Annotated in this window: 12 protein-coding genes, 2 tRNA genes and 3 rRNA genes; 5 read left to right on the top strand and 12 right to left on the bottom strand. The window is 56.7% G+C overall.

What is annotated here, in order from left to right; all coding sequences use genetic code 11:
• Positions 1-38 precede the first annotated feature (38 nt).
• On the bottom strand, positions 39-2,396 hold the full coding sequence (locus HU730_RS00735; RefSeq protein ID WP_186527798.1) for a DNA polymerase II: 2,358 nt from the start codon (positions 2,394-2,396) through the stop codon (positions 39-41).
• 186 nt (positions 2,397-2,582) lie between these two features.
• Entirely contained in the window at positions 2,583-3,050 is a 468-nt protein-coding gene (locus HU730_RS00730; RefSeq protein WP_034125846.1) for an SRPBCC family protein, read from the bottom strand.
• 98 nt (positions 3,051-3,148) lie between these two features.
• Here HU730_RS00730 and HU730_RS00725 point away from each other — a divergent pair, with 98 nt between their 5' ends.
• Complete coding sequence (locus tag HU730_RS00725) at positions 3,149-3,550, top strand: GFA family protein (RefSeq protein ID WP_186527797.1); 402 nt, start codon at positions 3,149-3,151, stop codon at positions 3,548-3,550.
• A 1-nt stretch (position 3,551) separates the two neighbouring features.
• Here HU730_RS00725 and mrdA read toward each other — a convergent pair whose 3' ends face one another.
• The 6 genes from mrdA to HU730_RS00695 all read right to left on the bottom strand — a co-directional run bounded on the left by mrdA (position 3,552) and on the right by HU730_RS00695 (position 10,865).
• On the bottom strand, positions 3,552-5,444 hold the full coding sequence (mrdA, locus tag HU730_RS00720; RefSeq protein ID WP_186527796.1) for a penicillin-binding protein 2: 1,893 nt from the start codon (positions 5,442-5,444) through the stop codon (positions 3,552-3,554).
• 213 nt (positions 5,445-5,657) lie between these two features.
• A 5S ribosomal RNA gene (rrf, locus tag HU730_RS00715) occupies positions 5,658-5,773 on the bottom strand.
• 152 nt (positions 5,774-5,925) lie between these two features.
• Positions 5,926-8,817 (bottom strand): 23S ribosomal RNA (locus HU730_RS00710).
• Between the two features lie 247 nt (positions 8,818-9,064).
• Positions 9,065-9,140 (bottom strand) — tRNA-Ala (locus tag HU730_RS00705).
• A 30-nt stretch (positions 9,141-9,170) separates the two neighbouring features.
• A tRNA-Ile gene (locus HU730_RS00700) sits at positions 9,171-9,247 on the bottom strand.
• 81 nt (positions 9,248-9,328) lie between these two features.
• Positions 9,329-10,865, bottom strand: a 16S ribosomal RNA gene (locus HU730_RS00695).
• The 16S, 23S and 5S rRNA genes sit together here with 2 tRNA genes alongside, the layout of an rRNA operon.
• A gap of 642 nt (positions 10,866-11,507) precedes the next feature.
• Here HU730_RS00695 and rhtA point away from each other — a divergent pair.
• The 4 genes from rhtA (at position 11,508) to HU730_RS00675 (ending at position 14,295) form a co-directional block, all read left to right on the top strand.
• The gene (gene rhtA / locus HU730_RS00690; RefSeq protein ID WP_186527856.1) at positions 11,508-12,395 is read left to right on the top strand and encodes a threonine/homoserine exporter RhtA; all 888 of its coding nucleotides are present in this window, start codon (positions 11,508-11,510) and stop codon (positions 12,393-12,395) included.
• Positions 12,396-12,558: 163 nt separating this feature from the next.
• Positions 12,559-12,840 (top strand): hypothetical protein, encoded by a 282-nt coding sequence (locus HU730_RS00685; RefSeq protein WP_186527855.1) that lies wholly within the window; start codon positions 12,559-12,561, stop codon positions 12,838-12,840.
• Positions 12,841-12,938: 98 nt separating this feature from the next.
• Complete coding sequence (locus HU730_RS00680; RefSeq protein WP_127881423.1) at positions 12,939-13,670, top strand: SDR family oxidoreductase; 732 nt, start codon at positions 12,939-12,941, stop codon at positions 13,668-13,670.
• 34 nt (positions 13,671-13,704) lie between these two features.
• Positions 13,705-14,295: a 2-hydroxychromene-2-carboxylate isomerase gene (locus tag HU730_RS00675; protein ID WP_034127257.1), complete on the top strand. Its 591-nt coding sequence runs from the start codon at positions 13,705-13,707 to the stop codon at positions 14,293-14,295.
• A 37-nt stretch (positions 14,296-14,332) separates the two neighbouring features.
• On the opposite strand, the gene HU730_RS00670 is transcribed toward HU730_RS00675, so the two are convergent.
• The 4 genes from HU730_RS00670 to HU730_RS00655 all read right to left on the bottom strand — a co-directional run bounded on the left by HU730_RS00670 (position 14,333) and on the right by HU730_RS00655 (position 23,091).
• Positions 14,333-16,141: an aminopeptidase P family protein gene (locus tag HU730_RS00670; protein WP_096144442.1), complete on the bottom strand. Its 1,809-nt coding sequence runs from the start codon at positions 16,139-16,141 to the stop codon at positions 14,333-14,335.
• 49 nt (positions 16,142-16,190) lie between these two features.
• Positions 16,191-17,351, bottom strand: coding sequence for an aminotransferase class V-fold PLP-dependent enzyme (locus tag HU730_RS00665; RefSeq protein ID WP_072448078.1), 1,161 nt, complete (start codon positions 17,349-17,351; stop codon positions 16,191-16,193).
• 236 nt (positions 17,352-17,587) lie between these two features.
• Complete coding sequence (locus HU730_RS00660; RefSeq protein ID WP_186527854.1) at positions 17,588-18,958, bottom strand: DUF1552 domain-containing protein; 1,371 nt, start codon at positions 18,956-18,958, stop codon at positions 17,588-17,590.
• Positions 18,959-18,960: 2 nt separating this feature from the next.
• Positions 18,961-23,091 (bottom strand): DUF1592 domain-containing protein, encoded by a 4,131-nt coding sequence (locus HU730_RS00655; protein ID WP_230633847.1) that lies wholly within the window; start codon positions 23,089-23,091, stop codon positions 18,961-18,963.
• Between the last annotated feature and the right edge of the window lie 231 nt (positions 23,092-23,322).

Here is a 23,322-nt window from a genome sequence, read left to right as displayed (position 1 = left end):
TCCTGAGCGATGGGCAATATTGAGCCTGTGGTGATTACCTAGAATAGCCCCATCTGCCCGCCTACCAGGGTACCGAAATCGTCATTCACGAAGGGCAGGATTGCGTCGGCCACGGGCTGCAATTGGCGCGTGACGTAGTGGTCGTAGTCGATGGGCGCCTGCCGCACTTCCAGCGGTTCCGGGCCGTTGACACTGATCACGTAGCTGATCCAGCCACCGCGCTGGTACTGGCGCGGGCGGCCCTGGCGGTCGTTGTACTCGTCTGCCAGGCGCGCGGCGCGTACGTGGGGCGGGACGTTGCGTTCGTAGTCGTGCAAGGGCCGGCGCAGGCGTTTGCGGTAGATCAACAACTCATCGAATTCGCCGCTCAAGGTACGCCGCACGTAGTCGCGTATGTAGTCCTGATGGGGTTGGCGATGGAAGATGCGTTGGTAGAGTTCCTGCTGGAATTGCCGGGCCAGGGGCGACCAGTCGCTGCGCACGGTTTCCAGGCCTTTGTAGACCATGTCTTCACTGCCATCTTCGCGCACGACCAGGCCCGCATAGCGCTTTTTGCTGCCCTCCTCGGCGCCACGAATGGTCGGCATCAGGAAGCGACTGAAGTGGGTTTCGTATTGCAGTTCCAGGGCGCTTTGCAGGCCGTACTCGTTGCTCAGGTGCGCGCGCCACCAGTCGTTGACGTGCTGCACCAGCGCCAGGCCGATGCGATTGGCGTCCTGCGCAGAGTGCGCGCTGCCCAGCCAGACGAAGGTGGAGTCGGTGTCGCCGTAAATCACCTCGTACCCTTGGGCCTCAACCAGTGCGCGGGTCTGGCGCATGATCTGATGCCCACGCAGGGTAATCGAGGACGCCAGCCGGGTGTCGAAGAACCGGCAGCCGCTGGAGCCGAGCACACCGTAAAAGGCGTTCATGATGATCTTCAGTGCCTGGGACAACGGCGCATTGCGCTCGCGCTTGGCCTCTTCGCGGCCTTCGGACACCCGCGTGACGATGGACGGCAGGCAATGCCGGGTGCGGGAGAAGCGCGCTCCGCGAAAGCCTTCCACCGAATCGCTGTCGTCGGGATGCTTGAGACCTTCGATCAAGCCCACCGGGTCGATGAGGAAGCTGCGGATGATCGACGGGTAAAGGCTTTTGTAGTCCAGCACCAGCACCGATTCATAGAGGCCCGGGCGCGAGTCCATGACAAACCCGCCGGGGCTGGCTTGGGGCGGTTTGTCGCCCAGGTTCGGTGCTACAAAACCCTGGCGGTGCATCAACGGCATGTACAGGTGGGTGAAGGCGGCCACGGAGCCGCCGTTACGGTCGGCCGGCAACCCGGTGACGCTGGCACGTTCCAGCAGGAACTTGAGCAACTCGGTCTTCTCGAAAATCCGCGTGACCAGTTCGCAGTCCTTGAGGTTGTAGCGCGCGAGAGCAGGCTTGTCCTCGGCAAACATGCGGTTGATTTCGTCCATGCGCTGGTACGGCGTGGAGATGTCCTTGCCTTCGCCGAGCAGGGTTTGCGCAACGTTTTCCAGGCTGAAGGATTCAAAACTCCAAGTGGCCGAACGCAGCGCTTCGATACCGTCGATGATCAGTCTTCCTGCCGCCGCCGCAAAGTAGTGATTGCGGCTGCCGTGTTCGCGCCAGGCCATGGCCTCACCGCCACGCCCGAGCAACAGCGGCACGTTCAGGCGCTGGGCGTGTTCGTGGAGTACGCGCAGGTCGAACTGCACCACGTTCCAGCCGATGATCGCGTCGGGGTCAAAAGTGGCCAGCCATTGGTTGAGGTGTTCGATCAGTTGAGCGCGGGTGTCGCAATAGTCGAGCTTGAAATCCACGGCGTCGGTTTTGTTCGGCGGGCCGAGCATGTACACCTGGCGTTCGCCACAGCCTTCAAGAGCGATGGAGTAAAGATCGCCCTGGGCGGTGGTCTCGATGTCCAGGGACACCAGCTTCAAGGGAGGACGGTAGTCGGGGGCAGGCTTCATTTGCGCGTCGAGCAAGGTGCCGCTTGCATCAGCGGTGCCACCGAACCAGACGGGAGCGGTGATAAAACGCTCCATCATGTAGCGCTCCGGAGGGCGCACGTCACCTTCGTAGACATCGACCCCGGCAGCACGCAGGCGCTTCTCGATATCCATCAACTGGCGGTGCTGGCGCGCATAGAGGCCCAGAACCGGGCGGTGATGAAAGTCGCATAGCTGCAAGGGGCGCAACTCGAGATCGCGCTCCCCCTTGAGCAGCCAATCGAGTGGCTTGCGATGGGCCTCTGGGATGAAAACCACCGAGGTCTGCACGGGTAGGCGAATGCACCTTGGCCCTTGGTCGGTGGCTAGCCAGAAGCTGACCTCCGTACCCGCCGGGGTATCGCGCCAATGCCGGGTCAGGACAAAACCCTGCTGTAAATCCACCGTACCGCACCTCAGGAATCGCTTTCAGGGCGTGATTCTACTCGGCATCCGTGCAAACGCCACCACCGACCGCTATGTGCATGAAGGCCAGCAAATCAAGAAAAGGCATCGAGCTGAACGTGCTTTGTGAGCCCGTCAGCGGCCTGTCTGCCTAGGGGAGTGAAGACTGCCCTCCGGTGTGCGCCATCACCTTGTTGGGGGCTTGCTCAGATAATTTTCGATATTGCCCATTTGCTCATCCCAGCCACGAGAGTTCATCTTGAAGGCTTTCTGACGCCGCGCTTCGGGCACCTTGTCAAAACCGGACTCAACGACCCGCAACAGAATGCCTGGAGCGCGATCTTCAATCGTGAACTCCACCAGCGTCGGCGCCTCTTTGTCGTAGTCGACGCCCTCTTCCACTGCAAAAGGATGCCACCAGAAGGAAAACAGCGTTTGAGGCAGGATACGTTCGATCCGGGCCTTCCATACGACATGTTCATAACCTGGATAGGTAATCGGCGCTTCGATGGTTTCCCCAGCCACAAAGGTCTTACCCTTAAGCGCGATACCGAACCAGCGACCAAATTGCTCGGCCTCCGTGAGAGCCTCCCAGACCTGTTTACGTGACGCATTGAGCAGGACTTTACGTTCGATGCGATCTAATACGTGCATAAGTCACCTCCTTCATTGAACAGTAGGCGACATCAACCAATGCGCAACCTTGCGTTGTGCGCGATGATGATGACCCCCTCCTTGCCTGGCCATAGGTTATGACTGACCCACTGGATGGAAGTTGCTTGTGCAAAGGTGTGCGCTATCAAGTGGACAGCCTGGACATGCCCATCAGCCACTGCCACTGCGCAAGCTGCCGCAAGGCGCACGCGGCAGCATTTGTTGCCACGGCCGGGGTGATGCGTGAGCATTTTCGCTGGACGCAGGGTGAAGAGCTGCTGTCGTCATTTGAATCTTCACCGGGCAAATTCAGACATTTCTGCTCGCGCTGCGGCTCACATCTGATCGCTGAGCGTGGGCATCAGCCTCACGTGATCGTGCGGGTGGCGACGCTGGATGATGATCCGGGCGTCAGGCCCACCTCGCATATCTGGACGGCCCATGAAGTACCGTGGCTGGCCTATGACGGCGTAGCACGCTGGGATGAGTGGGAGGTTTGAGTCAAACCCTTGGATCGCCGGGCGCCTTGGCCGGCGCTGCATATTGCGGCTTGAGATGGCCTTCCTGGTCGAGCAGCCAGGCATCCATGATCTGTCGCACCACAGGCCCGGCTACACGGCCGCCGGCCTCACCGTTTTCGATCATGACTGAAATCACGATTTTCGGATGTTCGGCCGGCGCGAAACCGACGAACAAGGCGTTATCGCGATGCCGCTCCAACGTCTTGTTACGGTTGTAGCGCTCACCCTGCTTGATCGCCACCACCTGGGCGGTACCACTCTTGCCGGCGATGCGGTATTGCGCGCCTTGCGCTGCCGCTCGGGCGATACCGCGGGGATCGTGCATCACCAATTGCATGCCATGGTTGACCTGTTCCCAGTCACGCGGGTCCTTGAGGATCACGTTGGGCATTGGGTGCTCATCCACCGGTGGCACACCATTGATTGTCTTGGCCAGGTGCGGTCGGTTCCATACGCCTTTGTTGGCGATCAATGCAGTGGCCTGGGCCAATTGCAGAGGTGTTACTTGCATGTAGCCTTGACCAATGCCGAGGATCACGGTTTCGCCTGGGAACCACGGCTGGCGTCGGGTTGCACGCTTCCAGGCCTGGGATGGCATTAAGCCGGCAGACTCTTCGAACATATCCAGGGACACTTTCTGACCCAGGCCGAACTCGGCCAGATAGTCATGCAGGCGATCGATCCCGAGTTTATGGGCCAGATCGTAGAAGTAAGTGTCGTTGGAACGCATGATGGCCGCGTCCATGTCCACCCAGCCGTCACCACTGTGGTTCCAGTTGCGGTATTTATGGTCAAAGTCTGGCAACTGATAGTAACCCGGGTCGAACACTCGGGTTTGTGGAGTAACAACGCCACTGTCAAGACCGGCGATGGCCACTTCCGGCTTGATGGTTGAGCCCGGCGCATAAAGCCCGCGTAACACGCGGTTGAACAGCGGTCGGTCAATGGAGTCGTGTAGCGCAGCGTACTCCTTGAAGCTAATGCCTGTGACAAACAGGTTCGGATCGAAACTCGGTTTACTGACCATAGCCAGTACTTCACCGGTCTGCGGGTCCAGGGCGACCACCGAACCACGACGGTCACCCAAGGCCTCTTCGGCAGCTTCCTGTAGCTTGACGTCAAGGCTCAGGACGATGTTTTTGCCAGGGATCGGATCGGTGTGCTTGAGCACGCGCAGCACACGGCCCTGTGCGTTGGTCTCTACCTCTTCATAACCGACATGGCCATGCAGTTCAGACTCGTAAAAACGCTCGATTCCGGTTTTGCCGATAGATTGGGTACCGCGGTACTCCACCGAATCAAGGGTCTTGGATTCCTTTTCGTTAATACGACCGACGTAGCCAATGGAATGGGCGAAGTGCGCGCCCAGGGGGTAGTGGCGAACGAATTGTGGTTCCACGTCCACCCCAGGTAGACGGAACTCGTTGACGGCCAAAACGGCGATCTGCTCTTCGGTCAACTCGTAGAACAACGTGACGGGAACAAACGGGTGGCGGGCCTGCTTGAGCGCCTTATCAAACACCGCACGGTCTTCGGCTGGCAGATGCAGCAGATTGACGATTTCGTCCAGTTCACCCTTGAGGTCGGCTGTGCGCTCACGGGTGATGGTCAAGTTGTAACTCGGGCGGTTGTCGGCCAGGACTACACCATTACGGTCATAGATCAAGCCGCGAGTCGGTGCGATGGGCAGTACGTGGACCCGGTTGTTTTCCGAAATTGTTGAGTGGTAGTCGTACTGCACGACTTGCAAAAAATACATACGCCCCACCAAGGCGCACGTGATCCCAATTACCAGCAATGCGCAGGCAAACAAACGTTTGTTGACCAAACGGTTTTCTTTTTCGTGATCTTTGATAGGTATTGGTTCAGGCATTTCTACAGCATCTCGTTGGAAAAGGTCGACGCCGCATCCTGCGGATAAAGATCAATCCTTGTGAAAATGTGCTGCACCATAGCAAAAATGCAGAAACACTTTGTATCGAATTCCCTCAACGGCAGCTTATTTAATGTTGCTGAAAGCGCTGGAATTTTCGAGCGCCCAAAACAAAACCCCAACTGCTTTCGCAATTGGGGTTTCGGAATTTAATCTTGACGATGACCTACTCTCACATGGGGAAACCCCACACTACCATCGGCGATGCATCGTTTCACTGCTGAGTTCGGGATGGGATCAGGTGGTTCCAATGCTCTATGGTCGTCAAGAAATTCGGGTACTGAGTCGTGACCAAGTGGCCTCGCTTCAGCAAATTGGGTATGTGATAGATCGTGGTGTTTTGTGAGCGTCGAACTTTCGGTTCATTTTCGTCTTCACACACCGCAATCTGGCCTTTCGACTCAAATTGCTTGGGTGTTATATGGTCAAGCCTCACGGGCAATTAGTATTGGTTAGCTCAACGCCTCACAGCGCTTACACACCCAACCTATCAACGTCGTAGTCTTCGACGGCCCTTCAGGGAACTCAAGGTTCCAGTGAGATCTCATCTTGAGGCTAGTTTCCCGCTTAGATGCTTTCAGCGGTTATCTATTCCGAACATAGCTACCCGGCAATGCCACTGGCGTGACAACCGGAACACCAGAGGTTCGTCCACTCCGGTCCTCTCGTACTAGGAGCAGCCCCTCTCAAATCTCAAACGTCCACGGCAGATAGGGACCGAACTGTCTCACGACGTTCTAAACCCAGCTCGCGTACCACTTTAAATGGCGAACAGCCATACCCTTGGGACCGGCTTCAGCCCCAGGATGTGATGAGCCGACATCGAGGTGCCAAACACCGCCGTCGATATGAACTCTTGGGCGGTATCAGCCTGTTATCCCCGGAGTACCTTTTATCCGTTGAGCGATGGCCCTTCCATACAGAACCACCGGATCACTAAGACCTACTTTCGTACCTGCTCGACGTGTCTGTCTCGCAGTCAAGCGCGCTTTTGCCTTTATACTCTACGACCGATTTCCGACCGGTCTGAGCGCACCTTCGTACTCCTCCGTTACTCTTTAGGAGGAGACCGCCCCAGTCAAACTACCCACCATACACTGTCCTCGATCCGGATAACGGACCTGAGTTAGAACCTCAAAGTTGCCAGGGTGGTATTTCAAGGATGGCTCCACGCAGACTGGCGTCCACGCTTCAAAGCCTCCCACCTATCCTACACAAGCAAATTCAAAGTCCAGTGCAAAGCTATAGTAAAGGTTCACGGGGTCTTTCCGTCTAGCCGCGGATACACTGCATCTTCACAGCGATTTCAATTTCACTGAGTCTCGGGTGGAGACAGCGCCGCCATCGTTACGCCATTCGTGCAGGTCGGAACTTACCCGACAAGGAATTTCGCTACCTTAGGACCGTTATAGTTACGGCCGCCGTTTACCGGGGCTTCGATCAAGAGCTTCGCGTTAGCTAACCCCATCAATTAACCTTCCGGCACCGGGCAGGCGTCACACCCTATACGTCCACTTTCGTGTTTGCAGAGTGCTGTGTTTTTAATAAACAGTCGCAGCGGCCTGGTATCTTCGACCGGCATGAGCTTACGGAGCAAGTCCTTCACCCTCACCGGCGCACCTTCTCCCGAAGTTACGGTGCCATTTTGCCTAGTTCCTTCACCCGAGTTCTCTCAAGCGCCTTGGTATTCTCTACCCAACCACCTGTGTCGGTTTGGGGTACGGTTCCTGGTTACCTGAAGCTTAGAAGCTTTTCTTGGAAGCATGGCATCAACCACTTCGTTACCTAAAAGGTAACTCGTCATCAGCTCTCGGCCTTAGAATCCCGGATTTACCTAAGATTCCAGCCTACCACCTTAAACTTGGACAACCAACGCCAAGCTGGCCTAGCCTTCTCCGTCCCTCCATCGCAATAACCAGAAGTACAGGAATATTAACCTGTTTTCCATCGACTACGCTTTTCAGCCTCGCCTTAGGGACCGACTAACCCTGCGTCGATTAACGTTGCGCAGGAAACCTTGGTCTTTCGGCGTGGGTGTTTTTCACACCCATTATCGTTACTCATGTCAGCATTCGCACTTCTGATACCTCCAGCAAGCTTCTCAACTCACCTTCACAGGCTTACAGAACGCTCCTCTACCGCATCACTTACGTGATACCCGTAGCTTCGGTGTATGGTTTGAGCCCCGTTACATCTTCCGCGCAGGCCGACTCGACTAGTGAGCTATTACGCTTTCTTTAAAGGGTGGCTGCTTCTAAGCCAACCTCCTAGCTGTCTAAGCCTTCCCACATCGTTTCCCACTTAACCATAACTTTGGGACCTTAGCTGACGGTCTGGGTTGTTTCCCTTTTCACGACGGACGTTAGCACCCGCCGTGTGTCTCCCATGCTCGGCACTTGTAGGTATTCGGAGTTTGCATCGGTTTGGTAAGTCGGGATGACCCCCTAGCCGAAACAGTGCTCTACCCCCTACAGTGATACATGAGGCGCTACCTAAATAGCTTTCGAGGAGAACCAGCTATCTCCGAGCTTGATTAGCCTTTCACTCCGATCCACAGGTCATCCGCTAACTTTTCAACGGTAGTCGGTTCGGTCCTCCAGTTAGTGTTACCCAACCTTCAACCTGCCCATGGATAGATCGCCCGGTTTCGGGTCTATTCCCAGCGACTAGACGCCCTATTAAGACTCGCTTTCGCTACGCCTCCCCTATTCGGTTAAGCTCGCCACTGAAAATAAGTCGCTGACCCATTATACAAAAGGTACGCAGTCACCCAACAAAGTGGGCTCCCACTGCTTGTACGCATACGGTTTCAGGATCTATTTCACTCCCCTCTCCGGGGTTCTTTTCGCCTTTCCCTCACGGTACTAGTTCACTATCGGTCAGTCAGTAGTATTTAGCCTTGGAGGATGGTCCCCCCATATTCAGACAAAGTTTCTCGTGCTCCGTCCTACTCGATTTCATGACTAAGAGATTTTCGCGTACAGGGCTATCACCCACTATGGCCGCACTTTCCAGAGCGTTCCGCTAATCTCAAAGCCACTTAAGGGCTAGTCCCCGTTCGCTCGCCACTACTAAGGGAATCTCGGTTGATTTCTTTTCCTCAGGGTACTTAGATGTTTCAGTTCCCCTGGTTCGCCTCTTGCACCTATGTATTCAGTACAAGATAACCATCTTATGATGGCTGGGTTCCCCCATTCAGACATCTCCGGATCAAAGTCTGTTTGCCGACTCCCCGAAGCTTTTCGCAGGCTACCACGTCTTTCATCGCCTCTGACTGCCAAGGCATCCACCGTATGCGCTTCTTCACTTGACCATATAACCCCAAGCAATCTGGTTATACTGTGAAGACGACATTCGCCGAAAATTCGAATTTCTCAATTAAGAGAACTCACAAATTTTACCTTAGCCTGATCCGTTACCAGTGAAAGTAACGTTCAGTCTATCTTTCTATCACATACCCAAATTTTTAAAGAACGAACTAGTCAAAGACTAGAAATCAACATTCACCATCACAACGATGGAATGCTCATTTCTAAGCTTTATACAAACAGAAGCAGTAGTGGTGGAGCCAAACGGGATCGAACCGTTGACCTCCTGCGTGCAAGGCAGGCGCTCTCCCAGCTGAGCTATGGCCCCGTATTTCTACAGGCGTTTCCCACACAAAATTGGTGGGTCTGGGCAGATTCGAACTGCCGACCTCACCCTTATCAGGGGTGCGCTCTAACCAACTGAGCTACAGACCCAATTTCGGGCTGCTTCTTTCGTCTTCTTCAATGAATCAAGCAATTCGTGTGGGAACTTATGGAGCAGCTGATGTCGTCGATTAAGGAGGTGATCCAGCCGCAGGTTCCCCTACGGCTACCTTGTTACGACTTCACCCCAGTCATGAATCACACCGTGGTAACCGTCCTCCCGAAGGTTAGACTAGCTACTTCTGGTGCAACCCACTCCCATGGTGTGACGGGCGGTGTGTACAAGGCCCGGGAACGTATTCACCGCGACATTCTGATTCGCGATTACTAGCGATTCCGACTTCACGCAGTCGAGTTGCAGACTGCGATCCGGACTACGATCGGTTTTATGGGATTAGCTCCACCTCGCGGCTTGGCAACCCTCTGTACCGACCATTGTAGCACGTGTGTAGCCCAGGCCGTAAGGGCCATGATGACTTGACGTCATCCCCACCTTCCTCCGGTTTGTCACCGGCAGTCTCCTTAGAGTGCCCACCATTACGTGCTGGTAACTAAGGACAAGGGTTGCGCTCGTTACGGGACTTAACCCAACATCTCACGACACGAGCTGACGACAGCCATGCAGCACCTGTCTCAATGTTCCCGAAGGCACCAATCTATCTCTAGAAAGTTCATTGGATGTCAAGGCCTGGTAAGGTTCTTCGCGTTGCTTCGAATTAAACCACATGCTCCACCGCTTGTGCGGGCCCCCGTCAATTCATTTGAGTTTTAACCTTGCGGCCGTACTCCCCAGGCGGTCAACTTAATGCGTTAGCTGCGCCACTAAAAGCTCAAGGCTTCCAACGGCTAGTTGACATCGTTTACGGCGTGGACTACCAGGGTATCTAATCCTGTTTGCTCCCCACGCTTTCGCACCTCAGTGTCAGTATTAGTCCAGGTGGTCGCCTTCGCCACTGGTGTTCCTTCCTATATCTACGCATTTCACCGCTACACAGGAAATTCCACCACCCTCTACCATACTCTAGTCAGTCAGTTTTGAATGCAGTTCCCAGGTTGAGCCCGGGGATTTCACATCCAACTTAACAAACCACCTACGCGCGCTTTACGCCCAGTAATTCCGATTAACGCTTGCACCCTCTGTATTACCGCGGCTGCTGGCACAGAGTTAGCCGGTGCTTATTCTGTCGGTAACGTCAAAATTGCAGAGTATTAATCTACAACCCTTCCTCCCAACTTAAAGTGCTTTACAATCCGAAGACCTTCTTCACACACGCGGCATGGCTGGATCAGGCTTTCGCCCATTGTCCAATATTCCCCACTGCTGCCTCCCGTAGGAGTCTGGACCGTGTCTCAGTTCCAGTGTGACTGATCATCCTCTCAGACCAGTTACGGATCGTCGCCTTGGTGAGCCATTACCCCACCAACTAGCTAATCCGACCTAGGCTCATCTGATAGCGCAAGGCCCGAAGGTCCCCTGCTTTCTCCCGTAGGACGTATGCGGTATTAGCGTCCGTTTCCGAACGTTATCCCCCACTACCAGGCAGATTCCTAGGCATTACTCACCCGTCCGCCGCTCTCAAGAGAAGCAAGCTTCTCTCTACCGCTCGACTTGCATGTGTTAGGCCTGCCGCCAGCGTTCAATCTGAGCCATGATCAAACTCTTCAGTTCAAACATCTTTGGGTTTTTAAGAAACCCTAAACTTGGCTCAGCAATCGTTGGTTACATCTTTGATTTCTCGCGGAGTAACTTGTGATGCTGATAATCTTGTTGACTATCAGTCTGACTCCACAAGCACCCACACGAATTGCTTGATTCAGTTGTTAAAGAGCGGTTGGTTAAGATCTTTCGTCTCAACCGAGGCGCGCATTCTACAGCAGCCTCATTTGCTGTCAAGTGGTTATTTTCAGAAGTTTTCGAAGATTTCTTCAACAACTTCAACCACTTGCGCTTGCGATCTCTCGTAAGCGGGAGGCGAATTCTACAGCGTTACACGCTGCTGTCAACACCTCTTTTTCAACTCCCTTTCGGCTTCGATGAACTGAAGCAACTTGCTGTCGAAAACTGCGTAACTCGTTGTTTACCAAGGAGTTTTCCGTTTCGACTGCGCCGGAAGTGGGGCGAATTATAGGCTTCCAGAATCTGTCGTCAACACAATTATTCGGTTTTTCTATCAAATACCTCAAAAACCCGATATTCCCACTATATAGATAGCTACAAGTCAGTACTTGAGCAATATATTGCTCATTCACTGACAGGCAAGCATCATAGCGCCACGTATTTATCGATCATGACTTCGGAAGAACTACCGCAATGACCACTCCACCTCGCAGCCTGGCAACCGCATTGTTTCCGATCGGCCTGCTATTGATCGCCATGGCGTCCATCCAATCCGGCGTGTCATTGGCCAAAAGCATGTTTCCTATTGTTGGCGCACAAGGCACCACTGCTCTGCGTTTGATTTTCGCCAGTGTGATCATGCTGGTGCTATTACGCCCATGGCGCGCCACGCTGACAGCCAAGTCCTTGCGCACGGTGATCATTTACGGGATGGCGCTGGGCGGCATGAACTTCCTCTTCTATATGTCCCTTCGCACCGTACCGCTGGGGATTGCCGTAGCACTCGAATTCACAGGCCCGCTTGCCGTCGCTATCTATGCCTCGCGCCGAGCTGTCGACTTCCTGTGGATTGCCCTGGCTATCATCGGCCTGCTGCTGTTGATTCCGACGGGCGAGGCCAGTAGCGGCATCGACTGGGTCGGCGCGGCGTACGCACTGGGCGCAGGCGGATGCTGGGCCCTGTATATCTTGTTCGGCCAAAAGGCTGGGAACGACAATGGTGTTCAGACCGCCGCACTCGGCGTAATGATTGCCGCCCTGTTCGTCGCACCGATCGGCATCGTGCATGCGGGCGCCGCGCTGCTGACGCCGGCCCTGATCCCTATCGCCATTGGCGTCGCGATTCTGTCCACCGCCTTGCCCTACACCTTGGAGATGGTCGCACTGACTCGCCTCCCTGCTCGCACCTTCGGCACGCTCATGAGCATCGAACCGGCGTTCGGCGCCCTCTCCGGCCTGCTCTTTCTGCATGAGCACTTATCCCTGGCCCAATGGCTGGCCATCACCTGCATTATCCTGGCTTCCGTAGGCGCCACGTTGACGATGCGCAACGAATCCAAACCACTGGTGCCTGCCGACTGATCATCTTTAAAGCCAGCTCTGGTATTTGCCGCTCATTTAGGCCATGTTTAGTCCGTAACCGAATGTCATTCATGGAGAATTTCGACACGGACAGCATGAACGCTTCGCTCGAGAGCGAGTAAAGCGGCTCTGTTCTTTTGCAGGGCGGCTATTAAGGATGGGAATGAAACGAATTTTGATACTGTTGCTGGTTATGGGCATCGCTGGCTGTGCTGCAACCACAAAAACAGAAGTGAAACGGGGTAAAAAAGGGCTGCATATCAACTGTTCGGGCCTGTCCTCCTCCTGGGACCAGTGCTACACCAGTGCAGCCAATTCATGCGGTGCCAAGGGCTACCGGGTGATAGCCAAATCCGGCGACAACTCCGAGGAGCCTGGGGACTATCCCTTCGGCCTCAACCCTGCCGGCTATACCAGCCGCAGTATGATCGTCATCTGCAAATAGCTGCCCGAGCAGTCTTTCCTGACTGCTCATCTTAAATTCCGGCCAATTGCGGCACGAAGGCTAAACTCCTGCTCGATCATCGAGCCAATGGAGTTCCCATGCCGCACAACAAGAAAATCGTATTAGTAGTGGGTGCCGGTGACGCGACCGGCGGCGCCATAGCCAAACGCTTTGCCCGCGAAGGCTACATCGCCTGCGTCACCCGTCGCAGCGCCGACAAACTGCAGCCCCTGGTAGAAAGCATTCAATTGGCAGGCGGTGAAGCCCATGGTTTTGCCTGTGATGCCCGCAAAGAAGAAGACGTGATCGCACTGGTCGAGCAAATCGAAACCGAGCTGGGGCCTATTGAAGCGTTCGTCTTCAACATCGGCGCCAATGTGCCTTGCAGCATTCTGGAAGAAACCGCACGCAAGTACTTCAAAATCTGGGAGATGGCGTGCTTCTCCGGCTTCCTGAACGCACGGGAAGTCGCCAAGCGCATGGTCACGCGTAACCGCGGCACTATCCTGTTCACCGGCGCCACCGCCGGCTTGCGCGGAAGCGCGGGGTTTGCCGCCTTCGCTGGCGCCAAGCATGGGATACGCGCGCTGGCACAAAGCATGGCGCGGGAGTTAGGCCCGATGAACATCCATGTCGCCCATGTGGTGGTCGACGGTGCCATCGATACCGACTTCATTCGCGAGAACTTCCCGCAAAAATACGCCCTCAAGGATCAGGACGCCCTCCTCAACCCTGACCATATTGCCGACAACTACTGGTTCCTCCATCGCCAGCCACGGGACGCCTGGACGTTCGAACTGGACCTGCGCCCCTGGAACGAAACCTGGTGACTCCCTCTATAACAATAAGTAGTAAGTACAGACCATGAGTAAAACCCTGGAGTTCTTCTTTGATCTCGGCAGCCCCGCCACTTACCTGGCCTATACCCAGTTGCCGGCGCTGTGCGCCAAAACGGGCGCACAGGTGGTGTATCAACCGATGCTGTTGGGCGGTGTATTCAAGGCCACGGGCAATGCCTCGCCGATCATGGTACCCGCCAAGGGTCGCTACATGCTCGATGACCTGACGCGTTACGCCAAACGCTACAACGTGCCGCTCAGGTTCAACCCACACTTTCCCATCAATACCTTGGTGCTGATGCGCGCCGTCACCGGCATTCAAATCCACCAGCCTGAGCGCTTCCTCGACTTCATCGACTGCCTGTTCCGCGCACTGTGGGTGGAGGGCCGTCACCTGGGCGACCCAGAGGTCGTGGCCAATGTGCTCACCGAACAGGGGTTCGATCCCGAGCAGGTACTGGCCCTGTCCAATGATGCAGCCGTCAAGGACGCTCTCAAGGACAAAACCGAACAAGCCATTAAGCGCGGCGTGTTCGGCGCTCCCAGTTTCTTTGTAGGAAACCAGCTGTTCTTCGGCCAGGACCGTCTGGACTTTGTACGTGAAGCCCTCAGCTAGATGTTGACTGCAGCCGAAATGCCTTGGCCGCAACCGATCAAATCGCCGCAGTGCGCACCTGCAACCATTCAAGCGCTGCCCCCTTGAGCAGCGGGCTCAAACGCTCACGCACCTGGGCGTGATACGCGTTGAACCATTCGCGCTCATCCGCCGTCAGCAACGACGGCTCCAGGCAGCGGGTATCAATCGGGCACAGGGTCAGGGTTTCGAACTTGAGAAATTCGCCAAACTCGGTCTTGCCCGCTTCACGGTTCAACACCAGGTTCTCAATGCGCACGCCCCAACGGCCAGGGCGATAAGTACCCGGCTCAATTGAAGTGATCATCCCTGGCTGCATCGCCGTTTGTGGCGCCGCAGCAGCCTGATAAGCAATGACCTGCGGACCTTCATGCACGTTGAGGAAATAACCTACGCCATGGCCTGTGCCGTGACCGTAGTCGACGCCTTCTGCCCAGATCGGCGCACGGGCAATGGCATCCAGCAACGGTGAAAGAATGCCCTTGGGGAACTGCGCACGGGACAGAGCAATCACGCCCTTGAGCACTCGCGTGCAATCGCGTTTCTGCTCCTCACTCGGTGTACCGACAGGCACCATCCGCGTGATGTCCGTGGTTCCGCCCAGGTACTGGCCGCCGGAGTCGATCAACAGCAAGCCATCACCTTCGATCAGCGCATGCTCTTCTTCGGTGGCGTGGTAATGCGGCATCGCGCCATTGGCGTTGAAAGCGGCAATGGTGTTGAAACTCAGCGATACATAGCCGGGGCGGCGGGTACGCGCGGCGGTCAGGTGCTCGTCAATCGTCAGTTCGGTAATGCGTTCACGGCCCAGGGCGCTATCGAGCCAGGCAAAGAATTCACACAGCGCCGCCCCATCCTGCTCCATGGCTTGGCGGATATGTTCCGCGTCCGCCAGGCTCTTGCGGGATTTGGCCAGTGTGGTGGGGTTGAGGCTTTCAACCAGCTTGACGCCCGCGTCGAGGTTTTCCAGCAAGCCGGCGGTGACGCGGGCGGGGTCTACTTGCAAGCTTGCGCCCGCCGGTACCGCTCGCAGCGCTTGCGCCACCTCGCTGTAATCACGCAGGGTCACGCCATCCTGCTCAAGCACCGCCCGCAGTTGCGCATCGACCTTGCCCAACGCCACAAACAAAGTGGCCTGTTGCTGATTGATCAAGGCAAAGGACACAAACACCGGATTGAACGAAACATCAGCGCCGCGCAGGTTGAATAGCCAGGCGATGTCATCCAGCGTCGCGATGAAATGCCAATCGGCGCCCTTGTCTTTCAAACTGGCACGCAAAGCTGCCAGTTTCTCGCCACGACTGACGGTGGCTTGGGGCGGCAGGTGCTGATAAATCGGCTGGTTCGGCAACGCCGGGCGGTCTTGCCAGACTTCATCGAGCACATCGATATCGGTACGCAGACGCGCGCCACGCTCGGCTAATTTGCCACCCAGGGTACGTGCCGAGGCCACGGCCATGACCGCACCGTCCACCGCCACCACGCCACCCTCAGGGGTTTGCTCGGCCAGCCACTCCAACGGTCCAGGCTGACCCGGTTGCAGCTTCACCAACTCGATACCGCTGCCCTTGAGCTCCTTGGTCGCTTGTTCCCAATAACGGCTATCCGCCCAGATCCCGGCAAACTCCGCCGTGACGATCAGGGTGCCCACCGAACCATGAAACCCGGACAACCACTGGCGCCCTTGCCAGTAACCCGGCAAATACTCGGACAAGTGCGGGTCCGCCGACGGCACCAGCAGGGCGTGAATGCCTTCGCGGCGCATCAGTTCACGGGTATGCGCCAAGCGCTGGGGAACCGTTCCATGGGTCAAAGGCTGCGTACTCATTGTGTCTCCTGCTAACCACTAATAATTGTTATGTATTGCAAATGAAGTATCAGACAGCCCAGAACGCTGGTGCGCTGGCCTGTACCGTCTTGATCAATTGCACAGCGTCGTCGATATCCCGCTCGGTGGTGAACCGGCCCAGGCTCAAGCGAATAGTGCGACCAGCGCTGCGGGCATCATGCCCCAGGGCCACCAGGACGTGGGACGGTGCATTGCTAGCCGAATTGCACGCTGAAGTCGCCGAAAAGGCAATGCCCGCACTCAAGGCGGCCGCATTGAATTCGCCTTCGCTGAACGTCAGGCTGAGGGTGTGGGGAATACGCTGGGTTGGGCTGCCATTGAGGCGTACTCCGGGAATCGACGCCAACTGCTCCAACAAACGTTCACGCAAGGCCACGATCTGCGCCTTTTCCTCAGCAAAGTACGCCGCCGCCAGAGCGAACGCCGTGCCCATGCCCGCAATCTGATGCGTCGCCAGGGTGCCCGAACGCAAGCCACCTTCGTGGCCGCCGCCATGAATCTGCGCCAACACTTTCTGTTGCGCACGAGGCCCAACGTACAGCGCGCCAATGCCTTTTGGGCCGTAGAGCTTGTGGGCGGAAAAAGACATCAAATCCACCGACCACTGCGCCAGGTCAATGGCAACCTTGCCCGCCCCCTGTGCCGCATCCACGTGAAACAGCGCGCCCTGCTCACGCACCCGCGCGCCGATAGCCGGAATGTCGTTAAGGGTGCCCAGTTCATTATTGACCAGCATCAAAGACACCAGGAAGGTGTCCTCACGCAATGCCTCACTGACAGCCTGAACGCTGATCAAGCCATCGGCATCGGGCACCAGATAGGTCACAGCCACGCCGGCTTCCTGCAACTGCCGCGCGGTGTCGAGTGTGGCTTTGTGCTCGATCTGGCTGGTGATGATATGCCCACCCGCCAGCCCTCGCGCCTGGGCCACCCCTTTGATCGCAAGGTTGTTGGACTCGGTGGCACCGGAAGTCCAGACAATTTGCTCAGGCTGGGCGCCGACCAATTCGGCTACCTGCCGTCGCGCCTGCTCAACCGTTTGCCGGGCCGCCTGGCCGAATGCATGGGAACTGGACGCAGGGTTGCCAAAATTGGCATTGAAACCCAGGCACTCGACCATCACCTGGATAACTCGCTCATCCACTGGCGTGGTGGCGGCATAGTCGAAATACAACGGACGTTTATTCATGGCGTAAAACTCGCAGAGCGTGTTCCCGAGAGCGGCGTCCCGGGGGCATCGAACAGAACAGAGGTCGTCAGGTTTAACTGATCGAGTGCCATTGAAGAAGAACCACGTGATGTAAATGTGCGTAGGAACGCTCCTGATTTTCAGCTTAACAGGCTCAAAGGCGATTGGGTGCAAATGCAAAAAGCCGAAAAATCCGCCATACGGACTTTTCGGCTTTTAGTGCAGCGCGAGGCGACTCAAACGTTAGTAAACAACCCGCTCACCGGATCGATATTTCCGTTGTAGGGCACAACGGTTCCGGCTGCCCGGGCGATGGTGGCCCAGATTCGCTGCATATCGACCATTTTATTGCCAATGACCGGGTTGCCTTCTTGTTGACGATCACCCTGGGTCGTGATGTTGAAATAGCGTCCTGCGCCATCGCCGCTCTTCAACAACCCGCTGGCCCCGCCCATCAGTACCAGCGGCATATCCTTCGTATGCTCGGGGGCACCATCGGCCATCTCGCTGGTGAATACCACCAGCGTGTGTTCAAGCAGGCTGTCACCCGGCACGTCGGGATCGGCACGCTTCGCCAACTCGTCCATGAACAACTTGGCTCGCTGGGTATACCACTGCCGGGATCGTTTCCATACGTCCAGCCCGGCATAACGATGGGCGCAATCATGGGGGTTGGTCACATTACTGACGTCCAGGATATTGAGCGACTCCGCCGAGCGCCCGACTTGAATCGTCGCTACACGCGTGATGCCACACCCCAGCGCTGTGGCAACCACCTGATGGTGGTGATGCTGTACCTGGTTACGAAATTCCGCAGATTTGAACGGCAACGTGTCCATCTGCAAAGGCGAACATTCGCCAATGGGTGGCAGAGTTTCTTCCATGTCTTTCATGACCTGCTCAACCGAATCAAGCTGCATATCTAGCTTCTGCTTTTGCGCCCCCGCAAGCCTGCCTCGCAGCTCGTTGATATCCGCCAGCACCGGATCAAATACATGCCTGTTTCGCACCTGCTGCTCGCGCACCTCACGACTGACCGCGCCAAAGATTTTCTCGTACATCAACACCGGGTCCTGCTCAGGCCTGCGCATTGCGCCGCCATTTTCCGGCCCTTCCCAGGATACCTGCCAGGCGGTCCCGTCAATGCCTGAATGCGGTCCGGCAAAAAGACTCCGCTGGGACGGATCGGTCCCCGGCATATGGCGGCCAAGCAACACATCAATCGACGCCATCTTCTTCTCACGGTCGCGCAACGCCCACGTCCAGCCGTTATGGCCTTCATTGCCAGGGCCCAGAATCGTGCCACGCAGGTACAAGGACTGGTCTTTATAGGCCGCAAGCTCCTGGCTGACCTCGTTGAGCTGGAAGTCGGAAGTGTCCAAAGCTTCGGCAGCGGGATGCCAGAGGCCTCGACCATCACTGGAATAGGCGGTTGCAGAGTCGACTGCCAGGCCATCAGGTACCACAAAGAAAACCACTTTTAACTTGGCCTGCTGGTTTTGCCCGGCCAAGGCCATGCGCGCCAGGCCACACTGGGTGAGCGGGCCGAACACACCCACCGCAGCCAGGCCGGCCAGAAAGCGACGACGACTTTTCAAGATATCCATGATCAATCCCTCTGCGTCTTGAATTGGAACGCGTTGGAGGTACCCAGCGTGCGCAGCATCCCTGGTAATGAGCCATTGCCCTTCAGCCCGTCGACCAATGCCTTGACCGTTGCGGAAGTGGACTCGTCGGATTTGTTGCCCGAAGCGAAACGGAAATAGCTATCCGCCATGCAGAACAGAGACGCCGAGTTGTGCGCGATCAGCTTGGAAATACCGCGCACATCGTCGATAGGCACCGCGCCATCAACCCCAATGAACGGACCGGACGCTTTGATCGGCAACTGCACAGGGAACTGCGCGTAGTTGTAGGCAGGCTCTTGCTGGCGATAGCGCCCGGCAGCGTCGTAATGCTCCATCGATGCGCCGGTGTCGTTCATGTACTGATGGCACTGCCAGCAACGCCCTCCCGAAGCCTGCTCACCATTAATCAGGTCCCAGCGTTCACGGGTACTGATCGCACGCGCAGGGTAGGCCGGCTCTGTGGGCTCGGCTTCGACCGGTGCCCCAAACTCCCGGCAGAAAAGCTGCTCGCGAATGGCAATGCCGCGCTTGACCAGTGAGGTGACCTGATAGTCAGAGGTAGAGGCCTGGAAAAGCCCCAAGTGCAACAAGCCACCCCGTTTCTCATCCACGGCGACTTTGTGCAGCGTGTCACCGGTTACGCCGCCGATACCGTAGTGTTCGGCCAGAGCCTTGTTGAGGAACGTCACACCGGGGTTGAACAGCTCGTCCAACGTCCCCTTGCCGTCGAGCATCACGTGACGAGTCAACAGGGCCTGCTCCTGGGTCATCAACTGGATCATCTGCGCGCTCAGGCCGGGCTTCTCCTGCACCCCGCGCTGAGTCTTGATGTAGTAACTGATGAACCGATTGAACTGCTCAAGCCCGCGCTCACTGCGCATCATCCGGTCTATTTCTGCGCTGATTTGCTGCACTGTCTGCAACTCGTTGCGCTCTGCCTTGGCCAGCAGTTGCGCGTCCGGAGTGGTGCCTTGATAGGTGTAGGACAATGCAGTTGCGGTCTCATAAGGGGTCAGTTTGTAGACCTCGGCCTGCCGTGCGACAGCCTGGCCCAACTCCGAGCGATACAGGAAGTTGGGCGACAACAGCAGCGCAGCGATCAGCGCCCGCTCTCCGTGCTCATCCAACACCGCCTGATAACGCGACAACTCAGACGGGCTCAAAGGGCGGCGGAACACTTGATAACCCAGGGCACTGACCTCAAGGGTACCGGCAGTGGATTTGAAGCGTTTTACACGTTGAGGTGCCACCTGCTCGGCGATCGACACCGCCATGCCATACAGCTGCTTGATGTCTTCAGCCTGCAGCAGCCCTTTGCTGGCTTCACCTGGGAACTTGAAGTCTTTCTCGGATTTATCTGCCGGCAGCTTCTGGGTATTGACCTCCACGCCGAGTATGTCTTTGACACTGGCCGCGTATTCATCGCGCGTCAGCAAGCGCAACTGCCGCTTGCCGTGAGCCTCGTTCGGGCTCAGGTAGGGCGCCCACACCACCTCAAACAAATGCTTGCTGATTTCGGTCGCACAGGTGGCGTCGCAATGCCCGGCCACTGGCATGCTCTGGATTTGCCGCACCAACGCATCCTGGCCGGCAGCGCTCCACACCACCGCCATGCCCAGGTTATTGAAAAACTCCACCGCATGGCATTTGGTGCAGGATTCGGCAAGCACTGTTTCGCCCAACTTCGGTTCATGACGGTAACTGATAGGTGCCAGTTGCTCGTCCTGGCTTTCCTCGTTGATACGCAGCACTACCTGTTCCGGCTGTGGCAGTTCCTGTGGGTAAAAGGGATAGATGACCTCGTAATCCCCATAGTCCAGAAGCTCGGTGACACTTTCGCCCCAAGGCACCTGCACCACTTTGGGCTCGGTGCTCGTAGAGCCCTTGAGCTTGAGGGTGAAATGCCAAGTGGGATCCGTTACCGACGCAGGCTTGGAAGGCGCCAACACCGTGATGTTGACATCCAGCTTGATCGGCCGCTCACGGTACTGCATGTTCAACACGTGCTTGTTGTCGTCGGCAGACAAGGTAAGTGAAGTATTGCGCGTCTGTGGAATCCAGTTTTTCACATCATTGAGCCGAACCTGGTAAGTCCCGTAGGGCAAACCCTTGAGCACCAATGCGGCATAACTGTCAGCAGGGTTGAAGGATGCATGGAACTGGCGGGTATTACCGCCCGGCGCAATCAGCGTGCCACTGATCATCTCATTCTCCAGCTCAGGTGCCGGTGCGAGCGCCGGCCGCAGGGTCAACTCTGTGTTCGGCAACCCTGCTGGGTCATAACTGACGCGATAAATCACCCCGGCGACGTCATCGGAGATCAGCAGGCTGTTGTCCGGTAGCGCCAGGAAGTCAGCCGGCCGACCAATGCAGGAGTCGTCCAGGCAATACACATCGAAACGCAGGGGGTCTTGGATAAACCCATTGATCAACGGGATCTGATTGACCACTCGCGTTCCGTCCTGGATCGAGACGAGTCGCACATCCATACCCGGCCGCTCGGCCGTGCCCGCCCCATGCACGGCAACCAACATGTTCTGCGAACGTGTGCGAGCCGGGTAACCACTCCAGAACTTCAGCCCCAGAGGTGCGGTGTTGGTACCCAGCTCGAAGGCGGCAGGCACGTAGTCTTTCGGGTCGATCTGCTGCCGGGACTTATCGGAAACAATCGCTCCCTGAACCAAGGGCGGCTGGATCACCGCCGGGTTGCCAAACTCCTCATCGGTGAAACCCGGCGTGCCTTTGCCAAACAGATAGGGCACACCGAAGTGCTGGTTTGGGCCGCTGATGCGGTTGATTTCGTCGGGGTTGGGGTAGCCCTGGCGGTTGTTGTCGGTGAACCAGATTTCACCGGTCTGCGGGTTCCAGTCGAACCCCACAGAGTTGCGCACCCCTTTTGCAAGAATCTGCGCTTTACCGGTCACGGTGTCATAACGCAGTAACGTGCCGTAACGCGGGTCAGGCGGGATCATGCACAAGTTGCAAGGAATGCCGACGGCGGTGTACAGGCCAGTGTCGGCGGGGTCCAACGGGTTGAAATGCAAAGGGTGCTTCATATGCCAGAAGCGAGTGCTGGAGCCAGACGCCACGGAAGGCAGAGGAAATGGCGCATCGTCGGCGGGGAATTTGAACACCCGCTCAGGCGAAGGATCCTTGTAATGCGCATCGGCATCGCGCAAACGATAGAGGCCGCCAGTGGTCGAGTAGTACAAATCACCGTCGCGATACACCACACCGTGCGGCTCCTCCAACCCGCTGGCAATCACGTAGATGCCGGTGGGTTTGCCGGCATTGTCCAGGGGCAAGGCATAGATCATATCGGCGATTTTCCCGTCATAGACGTAGGATGGAATCGCACTGGAGCCCACATAGAGCACGTCCTTGCCCATCGCCATCTGCCGAGGCTGTATCAGCCCCTGGGCAAACAATTCAATCTTGACCCCTGGCAGGCCGCTGAGCCTGCCCACCTGCACCGGTGGCCGATACTTCAGGGTGACCGCCTGTTCCTCACCCTCCTCTCGCTGGAAGGAAACGATACGCGGTGTGTTCAAGGGCACAAACCCACCAGCGGGGTTCATCACCAGTTGGTAGTCGCAGGCCTTCAGGTTATCGAGGTGAATGGTTTCGCCGGACTTGGCACTGATCGGGATCTCCTCGGCTTTGCAGCGCAATACGCCAGTGACTACCTGATCGGCCCGCGCCACGCCCGGGGTTGGCTGGCTGATCGGCCCCCGGCCGCTTAACGTGCTGAAGTTCAGGGTCAGACGGTTACCCTGGAAGCCACCGCATTCCCCCAGATCCTTCCAGGCATCACCCCAAATCTCGACACCATGAGAGGATGGCTGCCCGGGGTTGTAATCGGACTGGTTGCACCATTGCCAACTGCCCGGCCCGTGCGGCGACTTGTCAGTGTCTTTCCAACATTCAAACTCGTGGGTTTTGTCCTGCTGGTTTTTGTTCTGCACCTGGTCGCCTTGTCCGTAGACGGTCCCAGCTTGGTAGGCAGGTGCCGTACAGGCCGCCGCCGAAACCTGCACACTCAGCAACGCGAAGAACACGCCAGGCAAACCCCAACCACAGCGCGAAACAAGCAAGCCCCACCCGATCGACATCCTCATGATCACCAGCCTCAATGGCAGGCCAGGCGTATTTCTATCGAAGAAAGACTGCGCAGTTTTACGATCCCGTCAGAAAGCACCCGGCACGGAGTCACGCGCCGCGAACGGCTGACGCAACCCGAAGTACATTCAATTTGGAATGTCTTGCAATGCTATTCCACAGCGAAACTACGACATGGCACGAAGCCAAAGAGACAGGAAAAATCAGACACTCGACTCAACCAT

The sequence above is a fragment of the Pseudomonas sp. SWRI22 genome (assembly GCF_014268395.2).
In the GTDB taxonomy this organism is placed as follows: domain Bacteria; phylum Pseudomonadota; class Gammaproteobacteria; order Pseudomonadales; family Pseudomonadaceae; genus Aquipseudomonas; species Aquipseudomonas paracarnis.
Note: the sequence above shows the minus strand (reverse complement) of the source record. Positions and strands in the feature narration are given on the sequence as shown.

What these genes read in the sequence shown, in the direction of transcription:
- HU730_RS00730 (WP_034125846.1), bottom strand. Translation starts at nt 3,050, where the DNA reads ATGCACGTATTAGATCGCATCGAACGTAAAGTCCTGCTCAATGCGTCA.
- HU730_RS00725 (WP_186527797.1), top strand. Translation starts at nt 3,149, where the DNA reads ATGACTGACCCACTGGATGGAAGTTGCTTGTGCAAAGGTGTGCGCTAT.
- mrdA (WP_186527796.1), bottom strand. Translation starts at nt 5,444, where the DNA reads ATGCCTGAACCAATACCTATCAAAGATCACGAAAAAGAAAACCGTTTG.
- rhtA (WP_186527856.1), top strand. Translation starts at nt 11,508, where the DNA reads ATGACCACTCCACCTCGCAGCCTGGCAACCGCATTGTTTCCGATCGGC.
- HU730_RS00685 (WP_186527855.1), top strand. Translation starts at nt 12,559, where the DNA reads ATGAAACGAATTTTGATACTGTTGCTGGTTATGGGCATCGCTGGCTGT.
- HU730_RS00680 (WP_127881423.1), top strand. Translation starts at nt 12,939, where the DNA reads ATGCCGCACAACAAGAAAATCGTATTAGTAGTGGGTGCCGGTGACGCG.
- HU730_RS00675 (WP_034127257.1), top strand. Translation starts at nt 13,705, where the DNA reads ATGAGTAAAACCCTGGAGTTCTTCTTTGATCTCGGCAGCCCCGCCACT.
- HU730_RS00670 (WP_096144442.1), bottom strand. Translation starts at nt 16,141, where the DNA reads ATGAGTACGCAGCCTTTGACCCATGGAACGGTTCCCCAGCGCTTGGCG.
- HU730_RS00665 (WP_072448078.1), bottom strand. Translation starts at nt 17,351, where the DNA reads ATGAATAAACGTCCGTTGTATTTCGACTATGCCGCCACCACGCCAGTG.
- HU730_RS00660 (WP_186527854.1), bottom strand. Translation starts at nt 18,958, where the DNA reads ATGGATATCTTGAAAAGTCGTCGTCGCTTTCTGGCCGGCCTGGCTGCG.
- HU730_RS00655 (WP_230633847.1), bottom strand. Translation starts at nt 23,091, where the DNA reads ATGTCGATCGGGTGGGGCTTGCTTGTTTCGCGCTGTGGTTGGGGTTTG.